The sequence below is a fragment of the Marinobacter sp. 3-2 genome (genome assembly GCF_003751355.1).
GTDB lineage: Bacteria > Pseudomonadota > Gammaproteobacteria > Pseudomonadales > Oleiphilaceae > Marinobacter > Marinobacter adhaerens.
The window spans coordinates 720,636-735,258 of the sequence record NZ_RJUQ01000011.1 but is presented as its reverse complement, the minus strand read 5'-3'; the positions used below and the strand labels follow the sequence as shown (position 1 = coordinate 735,258).

General features: G+C 58.4%; 16 protein-coding genes. 5 read left to right on the top strand and 11 right to left on the bottom strand.

Features of this window, described 5'->3' with window-relative positions:
- Window positions 1-2 precede the first annotated feature (2 nt).
- From EDB94_RS05185 to EDB94_RS05145, 9 genes are all read right to left on the bottom strand, one after another.
- The gene (locus tag EDB94_RS05185; RefSeq protein WP_014577958.1) at window positions 3-941 is read right to left on the bottom strand and encodes a biotin-dependent carboxyltransferase family protein; all 939 of its coding nucleotides are present in this window, start codon (window positions 939-941) and stop codon (window positions 3-5) included.
- The gene (gene pxpB, locus EDB94_RS05180) at window positions 931-1,623 is read right to left on the bottom strand and encodes a 5-oxoprolinase subunit PxpB (protein WP_108017651.1); all 693 of its coding nucleotides are present in this window, start codon (window positions 1,621-1,623) and stop codon (window positions 931-933) included. The genes EDB94_RS05185 and pxpB overlap by 11 nt, the downstream gene beginning before the upstream one ends.
- The gene (locus EDB94_RS05175; protein WP_008173825.1) at window positions 1,620-2,354 is read right to left on the bottom strand and encodes a 5-oxoprolinase subunit PxpA; all 735 of its coding nucleotides are present in this window, start codon (window positions 2,352-2,354) and stop codon (window positions 1,620-1,622) included. Before EDB94_RS05175 ends, pxpB begins: the two co-directional genes overlap by 4 nt.
- Window positions 2,355-2,385: 31 nt before the next feature.
- The gene (locus tag EDB94_RS05170; protein WP_014577956.1) at window positions 2,386-3,693 is read right to left on the bottom strand and encodes a TRAP transporter large permease; all 1,308 of its coding nucleotides are present in this window, start codon (window positions 3,691-3,693) and stop codon (window positions 2,386-2,388) included.
- Complete coding sequence (locus EDB94_RS05165; protein ID WP_014577955.1) at window positions 3,693-4,211, bottom strand: TRAP transporter small permease; 519 nt, start codon at window positions 4,209-4,211, stop codon at window positions 3,693-3,695. The genes EDB94_RS05170 and EDB94_RS05165 overlap by 1 nt, the downstream gene beginning before the upstream one ends.
- Before the next feature lie 58 nt (window positions 4,212-4,269).
- Window positions 4,270-5,235 (bottom strand): TRAP transporter substrate-binding protein, encoded by a 966-nt coding sequence (locus EDB94_RS05160; protein ID WP_014577954.1) that lies wholly within the window; start codon window positions 5,233-5,235, stop codon window positions 4,270-4,272.
- 51 nt (window positions 5,236-5,286) lie between these two features.
- On the bottom strand, window positions 5,287-6,102 hold the full coding sequence (locus tag EDB94_RS05155) for a putative hydro-lyase (protein ID WP_053112788.1): 816 nt from the start codon (window positions 6,100-6,102) through the stop codon (window positions 5,287-5,289).
- A gap of 68 nt (window positions 6,103-6,170) precedes the next feature.
- Window positions 6,171-7,103, bottom strand: a complete 933-nt coding sequence (locus EDB94_RS05150; protein WP_062781561.1) for a LysR family transcriptional regulator — start codon at window positions 7,101-7,103, stop codon at window positions 6,171-6,173.
- A gap of 23 nt (window positions 7,104-7,126) precedes the next feature.
- Window positions 7,127-7,828 (bottom strand): lytic transglycosylase domain-containing protein, encoded by a 702-nt coding sequence (locus tag EDB94_RS05145; RefSeq protein WP_062781562.1) that lies wholly within the window; start codon window positions 7,826-7,828, stop codon window positions 7,127-7,129.
- A 179-nt stretch (window positions 7,829-8,007) separates the two neighbouring features.
- Here EDB94_RS05145 and EDB94_RS05140 point away from each other — a divergent pair, with 179 nt between their 5' ends.
- Together EDB94_RS05140 and EDB94_RS05135 are read left to right on the top strand one after the other, a co-directional pair.
- Complete coding sequence (locus tag EDB94_RS05140) at window positions 8,008-8,532, top strand: shikimate kinase (RefSeq protein ID WP_108017650.1); 525 nt, start codon at window positions 8,008-8,010, stop codon at window positions 8,530-8,532.
- 78 nt (window positions 8,533-8,610) lie between these two features.
- The gene (locus tag EDB94_RS05135) at window positions 8,611-9,087 is read left to right on the top strand and encodes a hypothetical protein (RefSeq protein WP_088556610.1); all 477 of its coding nucleotides are present in this window, start codon (window positions 8,611-8,613) and stop codon (window positions 9,085-9,087) included.
- Window positions 9,088-9,122: 35 nt separating this feature from the next.
- Here EDB94_RS05135 and EDB94_RS05130 read toward each other — a convergent pair whose 3' ends face one another.
- Window positions 9,123-10,472, bottom strand: coding sequence for a dicarboxylate/amino acid:cation symporter (locus tag EDB94_RS05130; protein ID WP_108017649.1), 1,350 nt, complete (start codon window positions 10,470-10,472; stop codon window positions 9,123-9,125).
- 77 nt (window positions 10,473-10,549) lie between these two features.
- Window positions 10,550-11,248, bottom strand: a complete 699-nt coding sequence (locus EDB94_RS05125) for a pseudouridine synthase (protein WP_108017648.1) — start codon at window positions 11,246-11,248, stop codon at window positions 10,550-10,552.
- 55 nt (window positions 11,249-11,303) lie between these two features.
- On the opposite strand from EDB94_RS05125, the gene EDB94_RS05120 reads away from it, so the two are divergent.
- Genes EDB94_RS05120 through EDB94_RS05110 form a run of 3 tightly spaced genes read left to right on the top strand, consistent with a single transcriptional unit; the run spans window position 11,304 to window position 14,529 of the window.
- Entirely contained in the window at window positions 11,304-11,543 is a 240-nt protein-coding gene (locus EDB94_RS05120) for a TIGR02647 family protein (protein WP_008173849.1), read from the top strand.
- Window positions 11,544-11,602: 59 nt separating this feature from the next.
- A complete protein-coding gene (locus EDB94_RS05115; RefSeq protein WP_108017647.1) occupies window positions 11,603-12,337 on the top strand; it encodes a TVP38/TMEM64 family protein in 735 nt (244 codons plus the stop codon).
- Entirely contained in the window at window positions 12,334-14,529 is a 2,196-nt protein-coding gene (locus EDB94_RS05110) for a hypothetical protein (RefSeq protein WP_108017646.1), read from the top strand. Before EDB94_RS05115 ends, EDB94_RS05110 begins: the two co-directional genes overlap by 4 nt.
- Window positions 14,530-14,623 lie beyond the last annotated feature (94 nt).

Here is a 14,623-nt window from a genome sequence, read left to right as displayed (position 1 = left end):
GTCTACCTGACGCCGGGCGCGCCTGTTTTCAGCCTCTGGTTAAACAGCATTCGGCGGCCTTCGGCCTCGGCAACGTCCGAGAGGAAGAAGCTCACCGATGATCCCGGCCCACGCTGGGCCAGAAGGCCTGCATCCAGCGCGCTCAGGCAGCCGATTTTCGGGTAGCCGCCGATGGTTTGCCGGTCTTTCATCAGAACGATTGGCTGGCCATCTTTGGGCACCTGAATAGCTCCGTAGGCGATCCCTTCCGAAATAATCCCGTCCAGATCCGAATGAATCGCATCGCCCTTCAGGCGATAGCCCATGCGATCAATATTCTGGCTGATTTCGTAATCGCACGAGAAAAACTTCTCCCGCTGAACTATGGGGAAGCTCCGATACTGATAGCCGGGAATAACCCCCAGGCGCAGGTGTTGTTGATAATCGGGGACTTCCGGCTCGGGAAGAAAAGCTTCAACAAACGATGCGTTTTTCTCAAACTCCAGCGTATCGCCCTTGGCAAGTTTCGCGCCTTTGCCATCCAGGCCGCCCAGGCCCTCGCGTGCCACGGTGGCGCAACTGCCAAGCTTCATGGCTGGCTTGAATCCGCCGCTGACCGCCAGGTAGGCCCGCAAGCCGCTCACAGGCGCGGTGAAGTCCAGTCTGTCGCCCTTATTGATGTGATGGGTGCGCCAGGGCGCAATGGCCTGATCGTTGATACGGGCGCCCAGATCGCCGCCGGTAATGGCAATGCAGGCCTCATGGTTCGCCTTCAGGCTGAACCTGCCAAAGGTGATTTCGATCTGTGGGGCATTGAGATCATTGTCCAGCAGGCGGTTCGCCCAGAAAAATGCAAACTCGTCCATGGGGCCGCCGGTGGTCACGCCCATATGCTGGTAGCCGTGGCGGCCGGCATCCTGAACAAGGGCGAGCATTCCGGGTTCGAGGACTTCAAAGCTCATCGAGGTTGCCTCCCAGCTCGAGGAATTCGTCCCGGCTTATGGCGCGAAAGCGCACCTGATCGCCGACCTGTACCAGGGCCAGAGAGTCGCTGTCCCAATCCACCATTTTCTGCGGCGTGCGGCCAATGATTTGCCAGCCACCCGGTGTGCAGCTCGGGTAGATTGCGGTTTGGGTACCTGCGATACCGACGCTGCCGGTAGGGACTTTCAGTCGGGGCGTGGATTTCCGCGGAATGGCAATCCGTTCGTCGGTACTTCCCAGGTAGGCAAACCCCGGAGCGAAGCCGATGGCGTAGACCTGATAAAGCTGTTCACTGTGAATGCGAACGACCTCGTCCCGGGACAGGCCGGCATGCTCGCAGACATCCTCCAGGTCCAGACCCACTTCGGGATCATAGTAGACGGGGAGCTCGACGATGCGGGCAGAGTCGCCCCCGGTGGAACCATCATCCTCGGAGTCGATCGCTGCGCGCACCCTGCGGACGATGGCAAACCGGTCAGCCTGTTCCAGATCCCAGGTCACCAGAATTGAGGTGTATGAGGGGACCAGGTCAACAATGAGGTCGGACATGTCGCGCCGCAGCCGGTCCGTGGCCCGCTTGACCAGGCCTGCGGATTCCGCACCGATCTGGTCGCCAAAATACACCATGCAGGTGTTTTCGTTGACCGACTCGATCCTCATAGCGCTTCCACGACCTGTCGCATATGCCGTGCGGCGTCGACGGCATGGTAGCTGTCGCCGTGAATACAGATGGTGTCCGCTTTGATCGGAATAGGTTTGCCCGAGATCGAGGTGACCGTTCCTTCGCGGATAATCTGGGTGACCTGCGCCTCAATGGCTTCGGTTGTCTCGTGCACGGCACCGCGAACCGACCGTTTTACCAGTCTGCCCTCGTCGCTGTAGGCGCGATCAGAGAACGCCTCGAACCAGACCTCGATGCCGTATTCGTCTGCGCGATCCTTGACCTGTTGCCAGTCCGGCGTTGCCATGACCACCAGGGGGCACTTTGGTGCGTAGGAGCGAACGGCGGACATAACCACGGACAAGGTGGTGTTATCGACCATCATCCGGTTATACAGGGCGCCGTGGGGCTTCACGTAGGAGATGGAAGTGCCATGTACCTGGCAGATGCCGTTGAGCGCCGCCATTTGGTAAACCAGGATAGCCTTGAGCTCGTCCGGGCGGCAGTCCATGTCCCGACGGCCAAACCCCAGCAGGTCCGGGTAGCCCGGGTGGGCGCCAATGGTCACGTTCTGGGCCAGAGCCAGTTTGACCGTGTGGTCCATGGTCAGCGGGTCGGATGCATGAAACCCGCAGGCAATACTGGCCATATCAATGTAGGGCATGACTTCGGCATCCATGCCCTTGGTCCAGGTGCCAAAGCTCTCGCCCATGTCGCAGTTGAGTTTCATTGTGTACCTCCGAAAAACGTTGTGTCCTGCATTACCCCTGGCTCATGGTCTGGGGTAGGTAGGTGACAATCTCCGGGAACCAGCCGATCAGGAAAAGTGCTGCCATGATCAGCAGGAAGAACGGCAGGGCTGCCCGGGCCACGTACAGTATGTCTTTACCTGTCAGAGCCTGGATGACAAACAGGTTGAAGCCCACCGGGGGCGTAATCTGTGCCATCTCTACCACCAGCACAATAAAGATCCCGAACCAGAGCAAGTCGATGCCGGCCTGCTGAACCATCGGCATGACAACCGCCACGGTCAGAACCACAACCGAAATCCCGTCCAGGAAACAGCCGAGTAGGACGAACAGCACTGTCAGGCCAACCAGAAGTTCGAACGGTGACAGGGACATGCTGCCGATCCAGGCGGCCAGTTCCCGCGGAATACCCAGGAAGCCCATGGCCAGGGTCAGAAAGTGGGCACCGACGAGAATCAGGCCGATCATGCAGGAGCTTTTCACAGCGCCCAACAAGCTGTCCTTGAAACTCTGGATGCTGAGTGAACCGGTTGCGGCCGCGATGATCAGCGCGCCGAACACGCCCAGCGCAGCGGCTTCGGTTGGTGTGGCAAAACCGGTATAGATAGAACCGAGTACGAAAATGATCAGGCCAACGATCGGGAGCAGCATCTTCAGGGCCTTGATCTTGACCGAGAACGCCAGATTTTCCTTTTTGGTGGTTGGCAGCTGATCTTTGTTGAGCTTGGCCCAGATCATGGTGTAACCCATGAACATGGCCACCAGCATCAGGCCGGGCAGAGCACCGGCAATAAACAGGCGCCCAATGGAAACTTCCGCGGCCACGCCATAAACAATCAGAATAATGGAGGGCGGAATCAACAGCCCCAGCGTGCCGGAGCCGGCCAGGGTGCCTACCGCCATCTTGTCGCTGTAACCCTGGGCCTTCAGTTCCGGCAGGGTCATTCGGCCAATGGTTGCGGCCGTGGCAGCCGAGGAGCCGGAAACTGCCGCAAAAATGCCACAGCTCAGAATATTCACATGGAGGAGCTTGCCGGGCAGTCCGCCCATCCAGGGCGCCAGCCCCTTGAACAGATCCTCTGAAAGTCGGGTACGAAACAGAACCTCGCCCATCCAGATGAACATGGGCAGGGCGGTCAGGGACCAACTGGTGCTTGCGCCCCAGCTCGATGTGGCGAACAACAGGCCGATCTGATCGTTGCCTGAGAGCAGCAGGCCCAGAACGCCAATGCCAACCAGCGTCAGAGATACCCACACGCCCACCGCGAGCATCAGGATCATCGCCACGGCCAGTACAATGGAGAGAAACGCGATATCCATTACACGTCCTCCAGGTTCAGCTCGTCTTCATGCTGCTGATAGGACGGTGTGCGCTTGCGAATCACAGCAACCAGATCGTCCAGGATGGCAATGTTGAGTGCGGTCATCCCCAGTGCAACCGGAACCTGCGGGATCCAGATGGGAACGGGAATATAGCCGTGGGAGACCTCCTCGAAAATGTAGGATTCCCAGACCATGTGCCAGCAATAGAATGTCATATAGCAGGCGAGTGCGAACCCGAAAATAAGTACGACCAGCTCCTGCCAGAATCTCGGCCGTGCCGACCACTTCTGGATAACCAGGGTGACCCGGATATGGCCGCCGTTATGAAAGGTGTAGGCAAGACCGAAGAAGGTGGAGGCTGCAAGCGCCCAGCCGGACACGTCTTCCGCTGATGGAATGATAAAGCCGAACAGGCGGCCGACGATCTGCGCCAGGATGACGACCATGATCAGGGCGATGCAGAAACCAGCAGCGTAGCCGGATGCCAGATAAAATTTCTCTCGAAGAGAGTTCATAACGGATGCCTCCCGGAACAGCCTCCCGATACTCGGGAGGCTTCCGTTGAGTGAACTTTTAGCGGTAGTTGGAGAGGATAGCGCCGACTTCTTCCGGTGCTTCCTGTTTCCACTCTTCCACCATGATGTCGCCGATCTTCTGGAGTTCGGCCATCAGTTCATCAGACGGTTCGGAGACCGTGATGCCATTTTCCGCCAGAGTGGCGGTGTCTTCCGCGGCGGTCTTGCGAACGCCTTCCCAGCCTTTGGCCTCGGCAGCAGCGGCCGCATCCAGGATCACCTGGCGCTGTTCATCGCTCAGGCGACGGAAAGCACGCTTGTTGACGACCACAACGTTCTTGGGAATCCAGGCCTTGATATCGGTGTAGTGGGAAAGGTAATCCCAGGCCTGCCCGTTGGCGCCTGTCGACGGTGAGGTGATCATGGCATCGATAATGCCGGTGCTGAACGCCTGCGGGATCTCGGGCACCTGAACCGTTGTCGGGGTTGTGTTCATCAGGTCAGCGAGACGCGAAGTGGAAGGGCTGTAAGCCCGCATCTTCAGGCCTTGCAGGTCTTCCAGGGTGTTGACCGGGGCTTTGGTATACAGGCTCTGGGCTGGCCATGGCACGGTGTAAAGCAGGGTCATGCCTTCCTTGTCCAGCTGCTTTTCGATCTGGGGCTTGGCGGCTTCCCAGAGTCTTTTGGCATCTTCGAAGCTGGTTGCCAGGAACGGAATGTTGTCGTGTTTGAACACCGGATGGGTGTTGCCCATGATGCCGATGAAGATTTCACCCAGCTGCACCTGACCGGTTCTTACTGCCCGGGGAATTTCCGGGTGCTTGACCAGGGAGGCACCGGAATGAACGGTGATGGTGAGGTCACCATCGGTGCCGTTTTTAATGTCCTCGGCAAAACCGTAGGCAATCTGGGTAGGCAGGTTGGCATCGCCGTAAGGCGTTGGCATGTGCCATTGCTGAGCCTGGACGGATGAAGTCAGCAGCGCCCCGGTAACCAGGGTGGCTGTGGCGAGTTTTTTGAACATAACGAATCTCCCGTGTTTCTGTTTTTTTATCGTTTCAGTTGAACGGCGGCTTCAGAGTACCGCCAGTTCTTCATTCAGCCGCTCGGTAAGCAGCATTTTTCCCGGTACATGGGTTATTGCGAAAGGCAGGCGAGCGTTCTCGAGGGCCAGTTGCGGGGTAACCCCGCAGGCCCAGAACAGCGGAAGTTCGCCCGGCCTGATCGTTACCGGATCTCCAAAATCAGGCTGGTTAACGTCCTCAATGCCAATGAGCGCCGGATCGCCGATATGAACCGGTGCACCGTGGGCCTTTGGCAGGCGGGTCGTAATCTGTATCGCGCGGATTGCATCCGCACCATTGAACGGGCGCATGGAGACCACCATGTTGCCACTGAACGGGCCGGCGGGCCGGGTAGCGATATTCGAGCGGAACATTGAAACGTTCCGTCCCTCGTCCACGTTCCGCACCGAGAGCCCGGCCCTGATCAAGGCATCCTCAAACGAGAATGAACAGCCCAGGACAAAGGTCACCAGGTCGTCCCGCCAGAGGCTCTTGAGGTCTGTGGCTGTCTCTGCTCGCTCGCCATTCCGGAAAACCTGGTATTCAGGCACATCGGTCCGGATATCCAGATCGTGTCCAAGGTCGGGAAGGGTCGGGTCCCCGGGTTGAGACATGCCGATCAGGGGACAGGAAACCGGGTTATTCTGACAGTATAGGAGAAAATCCCCGGCCCATTCGGACGGCAGGATGACCACGTTCCCCTGCAAGAGGCTGTTGGCCAGGCCACTTGTGGGCGCTGTGTGGGCGCCCGAACGAATGCGAGCGCGTAATTCTGAGGCCTGATCAAGCAGGTTGTTCTTGAAATCGGAATACGCACCGGTGTGCATGACGGTAACCCCTGATTGAAATTGTTTTTTACAACTAAATTTCAGGGTATACCGGCTGGTGAAAAAGTCTAATTATCGTTTTTTAGGTCTGGCGATAAGTTTTCGTGATGTGTTGTCCGGTCGTATTCGTCAGAAACCATCACACCAAGGTTTGCTGCGAGTTCGGCAATCGGGTTGAAAGGGGCACCGGAATAAGACGCGGTGAAGGCGAGCTCGGAGGGCGACCACGAGGTGTTGAGCTGGACCAGACGACCGCTTTCCAGTTCATGCTTGATCACGCTCAGCGGAAGCGTAGAGATACCAATGCCATCCAGGGTCAATTGCCGGCAGGCTGCCAGCGAACTTGAGGAATAGAAACGGGCAGGGAGTTCATCCATCTCGCTGAATTTCTGGCTGATTTCAGCAAAGGGTTTGGTGTTCCTGGCATAAGTAATGATGGGCCATTCGGCCAGCTCCTTGAGAGCCAGGAGCCGATCCGGGAGGTTGAGCTCGGGACTGGCGACCCAGATCAGTGGGAAACTGCAAAGCGCGCGGTTTTCAATTTTCGGCTCAGATACGGGCCCCATCAGGAAGGCCAGATCGAGGCTCCGGTCCAGCAAACCGGATCGGAGGTTGCCGGAGACATCCACGGTAATTTCCACATCCAGATTGGGGGCCGTTTCGTGCAGTTCCCGGAAAAAACGCGGCAGCCAGGAGTGCACAATTGTTTCGGAGACCCCGAGCCTGAGAATGCCGGAGAGCGACGCCCCCCGGTCTGCGCGCTTGCGCAGCTGCTGGGCCATGAAGACAATTTTCTCGGCATAGGGCAGCAGCTCCTGCCCCTTGCTTGTAAGCTTGCTGTGCCCGGATTCCCGCTCGAACAGCCTGACGCCAAGCTCGTCTTCAAGCGCGGCAATTCGGTTTGAAATGGCTGGCTGGGTGGTGTGCTGGTGCTCGGCGGCCTTGCGGAAGCTGCCAAGCGTTGCAACCCAGATGAAGGTCTCCAGACGCTTGAAATTCATTGGTTATCGGACCTCTGAGGGGCCTACAGAGCGGCGTAGCGCTCGTGAAGGATGCCAACCCTTTCGACATAGGCCTTTGTTTCGGCGTAGGGCGGTACCCCCTGGTATCGACTGACGGCGCCAGGCCCCGCGTTGTAGGCGGCGGTGGCCAGCCGGATGTCACCATTGAACCGGTCGAGCATCTTGGCCAGATAATGCACCCCGCCACGGATATTCTCGGCAGCCGCCAACGCGTTCCGTACACCCAGTTCTTCAGCCGTGCCGGGCATGAGTTGCATTAGCCCCTGGGCTCCCACCGGGGAGAGGGCTTTTTCATTGAAGGCCGATTCGGCGTGAATCACAGCGCGGACCAGCGCGGGATCAACTCCGAACTCCTGTGCCGCGGTCTGGATTTCTGAATTGAAGGGTTTGGTGAACAGCGGCGTTTTGCGCCAGTCGACGCTGGATTCCGGGTCGCAGGCATAGCAGTGGAAACGGATAACGTCGAACTCGGCAGCAGCCGGCTGAATACTGCTGTAGGCAACCACGCCGTTGTCATCCGTATAGCGGTAGACGGTGTCGTTACCGCTGGAGGCTCTGGGCTGGCCGGCACTTTTTACGTTGGTGAATTCGACGGTGCCATCCGGGTGCACGATACGCTTGATGCCGTCCGCCAGGGCGGATGCGGACAGGGCAAGCACAAGAGCTGCGATGGATGGGATCAGAAGAGATCTGCCGATGTTCATTACTCACTCGCGAAAGATGCCGTCTGTGGCCGGCTTCAGGTATTCTTTGAATACCGCCGTTGGCTGAATTATACGGGCTTGCGGGTCGGAATAAAGCGCGCGCTGTGTCGTAAAAATGTTACGTTCTGCGTTTAATGCCGGCCAGTTCTCATTCTATGAAGAGGTCCCTCCAGAGCATCATGGTTAACCCGACCGACACAGGCAACCTCGTTCTCATCGGCATGCCCGGCAGTGGCAAGAGCACGGTGGGTGTGCTGCTGGCCAAACGTCTGGGTTTCGGGTTTGTCGATACCGATTTGCTCATTCAGGAAGAAGCCGATCGTACTCTCCAGGCAATTGTAGACCAGGATGGCTACGAAGCCCTGCGTCGAATAGAAGAACAGGTGCTTCTCAAGCTGGATGTCCGGCACAAGGTTATCAGCACGGGAGGCAGCGCCGTCTATAGTGAACGTGCCATGGAACATCTCAAAAGCAACGGCACCGTCGTGTTTCTCGACATCCCGCTTGAACTGGTTATCGAGCGAATCGGCGATCACAGCATGCGGGGCATTTCCCGGAGGCCGGATCAATCTTTGGACGCCCTGTTCGAAGAGCGTTTTGAACTGTATTCCCGGTATGCGGACGTGACGGTGAAAGGGGAGGGTCTCAATCAGGATCAGGTCTGTGAGGCGGTGGTCGAGAGCCTTATTTCGCCGCAATACTGAACTTCAGTATTAGCTCAAGTTAAGGTGCATCCAGACAGACCTCGCTGCTACAGTCCCATGATGTGTTGGGAGGAATTAATGATGAAGAACTGGACTTACGCACTTGCGATCGTTTTTGCTGGACTGTTTTCAGGAACGGCCCTGGCCGAAACATCACCCGAGGATTCTTCCGTGGAGTCGCTTAAGCAGGAAACCCGTGAGTTGGGTGAGGCGCTTCAGGAGTATGGTTCTGATCAGAAAGAGCAGGCCGAGGATTCGATCAACAAAACATTGTCGGCCCTGGATAAACGCATCCAGGAGCTTGAGCAACAACTCTCGAAAAACTGGGACGATATGAGCGATACCGCCCGGGAGCGGTCCCAGAAGAGCCTCGAGTCGTTGCGGGAACAGAGGGCACGTGTTCAAAACTGGTATCAGGAACTGAAAGACAGCTCGGCATCTGCCTGGGAGAAGGCTCGAAAGGGATTCTCTGATGCCTATGAAGCGCTTTCAGAGCAATGGAACAACACCGAGGAGGAGTTGCAGGACTCGGAAAAACGCTCCGACAGCATCTGACCTGGCCCAGCGCTGGTCAAGTCACCTCCGCCCGATCAAGACGTTTCTTCCGGTACTGGTTCGGGCGGCAGTCTCTTTCCCGCCAGATTCTCCATCAGTCTGCAGGTCACCAGATCGCCCGTCACGTTGATGGCCGTCCGGCACATATCCAGGATTCGATCCACACCCATGATCAGTGCGATGCCGCTGGGAGGAATGCCCACGGTTTGCAGCACCATGGCAAGGATCACGATGCCTACCCCGGGTGTGGCGGGAGAGCCGATGGACGCGCCCACAGCCATGGCGACCACGAGCGCCATACTGCCCATGCTGAGATCAATGCCGTAGACCTGTGCCAGAAAGATGGTAGCAACGGCCTGGTAGAGTGCCGTGCCGTTCATGTTGATGGTGGCGCCCAGGGGAATCACGAACTGGGAAACCGACGGCCGGACACCGAGCTTGTCTTCGGCGGTTCTTATGGAAAGCGGCATGACGGCCGCCGAGCTGGATGTGGAAAAGGCCAGCAACAGCACATCCCGGGTGTCTTTCAGGAACCGGACGGGGGATTGGCCGGCGAGCAGCTTCAGGATCAGCATGTAAACGCCCAGAAGTACCAGCAAGCCCGCAATGACGGTTGCGACGTAGGATGCCATGCCCAGCATTGCCCGGAATCCCAGGGTGGTTGTGAGTTGGGCCATCAGGCCGAACACGGCAATCGGGGCAAGGCGCATTGCCCAGCGTACGACCGTCATGCAGATTTGCTGGAGGGAATCGAGCAGGTCCAGCATGGGCCTGGATTTTTCCGGGGCCATGCTCACCAGGGCAATGCCGACAATGATGGAGAAGATCACCACCTGGAGCATCTGGCCTTCAACCATGGCATCGAGCGGGTTGCCCGGTAGCAGCCCGATCAGGGTCTTGGGCAGCTCATCCACACCCGGCATTGAGGCGACAGGCATACTGTTTTCCCCGGCCGCAACGGGAGTGCCGAGCCCTGCCATCATTCTGCCGGGGTTGATCAGGTCGCCGATCCAGAGACCTATCGATGCTGCCATGGCCGTCGTGATTACGAAAAAGCCGGTGACCCTCAGGCCGAGCTTGCGCAACTGTTCAAGGTCTTCACTGGCGGCGAGCCCGCGAACCACCGAGGCAATTACCAGGGGGATTACGATCATCTGGATGGTGGCGAGGAACAGTTGCCCCGGGAAAGCCAGCCAGTTACCGATCAACGTCCCGGTTTCCGGTTCCACGAGTCCCACCGACGGTCCCAAGAGCGTGCCTGTAATCAACCCGAGGAACATGCCAATGAGCACCTTCAGCCAGAGCTTTCCCTGCACCAGCCCCGAGAGGTAGCTGCTGAGATGACGCAGTGGCCGTGGGTAAAAATCGCTCGTCTGGTTTGGCATTGCCTTGAATCTTCCCTGTTTCTGTTGGAGCTACCCTGAAAGCATAGCCCATGCTGGCTCTGCGTTTGTGAGGCAGATCAATCCGGCATCAGGTTGATTTCTTCAGCAGTCAGTGAGCGGTATTCGCCGGCCGCCAGGTCTTCGTCCAACCGGATATTCCCCATCCGTTCCCGGTGCAGGGTCGTTACGCGATTACCGACGGCATGGAACATGCGTTTCACCTGATGGTAGCGGCCTTCGTAAATGGTCACTCTGGCTTCGCAGGGGCTCAGAAGATCCAGGCCAGCAGGTGAGGTGGTGAGTTGCTCGAACTCAAACCAGATGCCTTCCGCGAATCGATGAGGGGTCTCTGGAGAGATCGGATAGGCGGTGCTGACCCGGTAGACTTTCGGGATCTTGATTCGGGGCTCGGTGAGCTGGCGTGACCAGCGGCCATCATTGGTGAGAATCAGCAGGCCCGTGCTGGCGCGGTCGAGTCGTCCGGCAATGTGCAGATCCTCGCGCAGTTCTGGCGAGATCAGCTCCATCACGGTCCGATGGGTGTCGTCGAGCGTTGCACTCAGAAAACCTGCAGGTTTGTGGAGCATGAGGTAATGGCAGGCTTCAGCCTCTTGAATGATATCGCCGTCCATCCGTACGCATGAAAACCGATCCACCTCGGCAGCAGCATCGCGGCAGGTGACGTCATTTACGGCCACCCGACCGGAAGCAATCAGAAAATTGGCCTGACGGCGACTGATGTCATTCCGGTTGCTGAGAATTCGTGAAAGCTTCATGGTGTGAATCGGCTATGCTGAATGTAAACCCCCGATAATAATACGAGGAAATGCCATGCCATTCTCTGTTGATCACCTTGCCGAACTCAATTTGCTGGGCCAATTTCCTTCCACCTCGACTCAGGAAGGGCTCAAGGTTCATGCCCATTCGGCGGCTCCGGAAACGGTGAAGGCCGCCGAAAACCTTCATGCCAAGGGGCTGATCAGCCAGAAAGATGGCGGCTATCTCACGCCGTTGGGGGCAGAGGCAGTCGATCTGACCCAGAAACTCCAGTCGATTCTCAGTAGCTCATAAAGCGCGGATGACCTGTCCGGCCTTTGAGACCCGGTGCCCTCCCGCGTTAGGGTGAGGCCATGAGCAACTGGAAGAAGTCGCCCGTCCTCTGGATGGGCGGGAGCATTGCCGCCGTTGGGCTGATAGTCGGTCTGCTTTACGCCTTCGGTGTGCATCAGCAGGTCGTCGAGCTTCTGCGCTGGTTTGATACCCAGGGGGCCTGGGCGGCTCTGCTGTTTGTCGGCATCATGGTGCTGGCCATGGTGCTGCTTCTGCCCGGGGTGTTGTTGACCACCGGAGCGGGTTTCGTGTTCGGCGTGTTGGAAGGCACAGCCTACGTGGTTGTGGGCACTACGTTGGGCTCGGCCATTGCCTTTCTGGTTGCCCGGCATTTTCTGGGTGAGCACGCCCGTGTGTACATTCGCAGCCGCGCGCGATTGTCTGTCGTTAGCAACGAAATGGCGCCTCACGGCTGGAAAATCGTACTGCTGACCCGCCTGATCCCTTTCTTCCCCGGCAAGCTGTCCAATTTTCTGTTCGGTCTCACCAATTTCTCGTTTGGCGGTTTCGTTGTCGGCACCTTTTTCGGTGTGATTCCCTTTTCCCTGCATAACGTGTATCTCGGCTCGCTTGCCGCCGACCTGTCAACTCTGGGTGTGCGGGAAACCGGCCGTTCACCCCTGGAGTGGGCCATTTACGGTGCCGGTTTCGTAGGCACGGTACTGGCCGTTGTGTTTCTCAATCGTCTCGCCCGGCGGGCACTCGCCCGTTACAAGGTCGAGACTGAGCCAACAGAACAGGAGGCAAACGAATGAGCTGGATGAAGTGGCTGCCCTGGCGTTACCTGGTAAAACGCGTGGCCCACCGCCATGGTTTCCTCGATCCGATCGCGCTGCTCGGGAAACTTCACAGTTTTGCCCAGCCTTCGGAAGTCGGCGAGCCCATCGAACTGCTCAGGGCCGGCGTGGTTTTCCATGCGCGGGGGCTGATCAACAGTCGGGTCATCCAGCACAACCTTGATTGGGTCTGGCCATACTGGGTGGAGCGCCAGTTTGACCCCGAAGACATTGCCTTCATTCCCCGGGCATTTTCGATTACCCACATCAATCTCAGTAACCGTAACTGGACGGCCATCGGACAGCCGGATGTGGATGAATTGCCCGTGGTGGATCCCCGGGGGTTGCTGACACCGTTCCATGACGGCTGGTCACTGGATGCGTGGCTGCTGGCGGACGATGGCCGGTGCCTTCTGCCCTCACGTTGCAAGACGGCCCGGCAACGCCAGGAACTTGAGGGTGGTCCCTGCGTGGTCACAGAGTCCGAACTGGACGGGCTGGCCCTGACCAGTCGTTCCCGGGTGGTAGTCGAAAACGGCCGGGCGGTTTGCGAAATGGTCGTGAAGGCCCGGGCCGAGACTTCCGGCTCTCTGGTCATATCCTTGCGCCCCGCCAATCCTGAAGGAATCAGCTTTATCAACAAGGTCCGGCTGTCCGAGCAGAGAGACGCCTGGACCATAGATGGCAAGCAGGCGGTGTTTTTCAGTCGCCCGGCAGAGCGGCATCATGTGTCGAACTATCGCGAGGGTGATGTTCGGATTCATCTGCAGGACAAGGAAGACCAGTGCGAAGGGCAGTGCGACGTCGGCATGGTCACCGCAGCGGCCCTGTTCCGGGTCGAAGCAGGTGAGGAGTCGGAGCTCAGGCTCAGGGTGCCGCTGCAGGATGAGTCGGCGCCAGTTATTCGCTCTGACGGCTGGGCGGCCGCCCTTCATGGCCATGCCCGCCTGGAGTGCCCCGACGAAAACTGGCAGTTCCTCTATGACGCCGCCCTGAATTCCCTGGTGCTGCACTCTCCGGAAGATGTGTACCCCGGGCCCTATACCTACAAGCGTTTCTGGTTTCGCGATGCCGCGTTCATTATCCATGCCTTGCTCTGTGCAGGTCTTACAGATCGCGCTGAGCGGGCGCTCTACCAGTTCCCGGCGCGGCAACTGAAAAACGGCTATTTCCGCTCCCAGGAAGGGGAATGGGATGCCAATGGAGAAGTGCTCTGGATTCTGAGGCGGTTCCATGAGCTTACGGGTCGACCTCTGCACCCGGAGTGGCAGGAGCCGGTGCGCAAGGGCGCTCGCTGGATCGAGAATAAACGCCTGAGTGAAAATATCGAAGGGCCTCACGCTGGCCTTTTGCCCGCCGGATTCAGCGCCGAACACCTGGGGCCCAATGACTATTACTACTGGGACGACTTCTGGGGCATCGCCGGCCTGAAGGCCGCCGAATCACTGTTTGCCACGATTGACCGGGAAATCGGCGAGCATTTCGGCGCCGGTGCCCGGGAGTTCAGCCAGACGGTGGATCGCAGCCTGGCAACCTGCGAGCAGCGACTCAAGCGACCGGGAATGCCGGCCTCACCCTATCGCCGCCTGGATGCGGGCGCCATTGGCTCACTGGCGATGGGTTATCCGACCCAGCTGTGTGAGCCGGATGATCCCAGGTTGCTGGACTGTGCCGAATTCCTCCTCGAAAAATGCTTTGTAAAAGGGGCGTTCTATCAGGACATGATTCACTCGGGCCTTAACGCCTACCTCACCCTGCATGTGGCTCAGGTTCTCCTGCGTGCGGGCGATGCTCGATTCCTGGATCTGGTGGATACGGTGGCCGGCCTGGCATCGCCCACCGGGCAATGGCCGGAAGCCATTCATCCGGCGACCGAGGGCGGCTGTATGGGCGATGGTCACCATGTCTGGGCGTCGGCCGAGTGGGTGTTGATGGTCCGCAACTGCTTTGTCCGGGAGGAGGGAGATCGTCTCATTCTCGGAGCTGGTATCCCTCCCCGGTGGCTGGAGCAGGACAAACCAATCCGCTTCGGACCGGCACCGACCAGTTTCGGATCCGTGTCCGTCACCATTACGCCCCGGCCGGGCGCAGCACCCGAAGTCACCTGGGAGGGTAACTGGCACGATTCCGAGCCGGCTATCGAGGTAAGGCTGCCGGAGACCCGTGCCTGACAAACTGTACCGGTCACGAAACCGGATTTCTGTATCTGTTTTGTTTGCCTGCTAACTTATAAAGTAAGCTGACTGACAAATACATCGAATCCGG

Coding starts and splice junctions, on each gene's coding strand:
- EDB94_RS05165 (WP_014577955.1), bottom strand. CDS start 4,211: ATGAACTCTCTTCGAGAGAAATTTTATCTGGCATCCGGCTACGCTGCT.
- EDB94_RS05160 (WP_014577954.1), bottom strand. CDS start 5,235: ATGTTCAAAAAACTCGCCACAGCCACCCTGGTTACCGGGGCGCTGCTG.
- EDB94_RS05115 (WP_108017647.1), top strand. CDS start 11,603: ATGAGCAACTGGAAGAAGTCGCCCGTCCTCTGGATGGGCGGGAGCATT.
- pxpB (WP_108017651.1), bottom strand. CDS start 1,623: ATGAGGATCGAGTCGGTCAACGAAAACACCTGCATGGTGTATTTTGGC.
- EDB94_RS05110 (WP_108017646.1), top strand. CDS start 12,334: ATGAGCTGGATGAAGTGGCTGCCCTGGCGTTACCTGGTAAAACGCGTG.
- EDB94_RS05170 (WP_014577956.1), bottom strand. CDS start 3,693: ATGGATATCGCGTTTCTCTCCATTGTACTGGCCGTGGCGATGATCCTG.
- EDB94_RS05145 (WP_062781562.1), bottom strand. CDS start 7,828: ATGAACATCGGCAGATCTCTTCTGATCCCATCCATCGCAGCTCTTGTG.
- EDB94_RS05150 (WP_062781561.1), bottom strand. CDS start 7,103: ATGAATTTCAAGCGTCTGGAGACCTTCATCTGGGTTGCAACGCTTGGC.
- EDB94_RS05140 (WP_108017650.1), top strand. CDS start 8,008: ATGGTTAACCCGACCGACACAGGCAACCTCGTTCTCATCGGCATGCCC.
- EDB94_RS05130 (WP_108017649.1), bottom strand. CDS start 10,472: ATGCCAAACCAGACGAGCGATTTTTACCCACGGCCACTGCGTCATCTC.
- EDB94_RS05125 (WP_108017648.1), bottom strand. CDS start 11,248: ATGAAGCTTTCACGAATTCTCAGCAACCGGAATGACATCAGTCGCCGT.
- EDB94_RS05185 (WP_014577958.1), bottom strand. CDS start 941: ATGAGCTTTGAAGTCCTCGAACCCGGAATGCTCGCCCTTGTTCAGGAT.
- EDB94_RS05155 (WP_053112788.1), bottom strand. CDS start 6,102: ATGCACACCGGTGCGTATTCCGATTTCAAGAACAACCTGCTTGATCAG.
- EDB94_RS05135 (WP_088556610.1), top strand. CDS start 8,611: ATGATGAAGAACTGGACTTACGCACTTGCGATCGTTTTTGCTGGACTG.
- EDB94_RS05120 (WP_008173849.1), top strand. CDS start 11,304: ATGCCATTCTCTGTTGATCACCTTGCCGAACTCAATTTGCTGGGCCAA.
- EDB94_RS05175 (WP_008173825.1), bottom strand. CDS start 2,354: ATGAAACTCAACTGCGACATGGGCGAGAGCTTTGGCACCTGGACCAAG.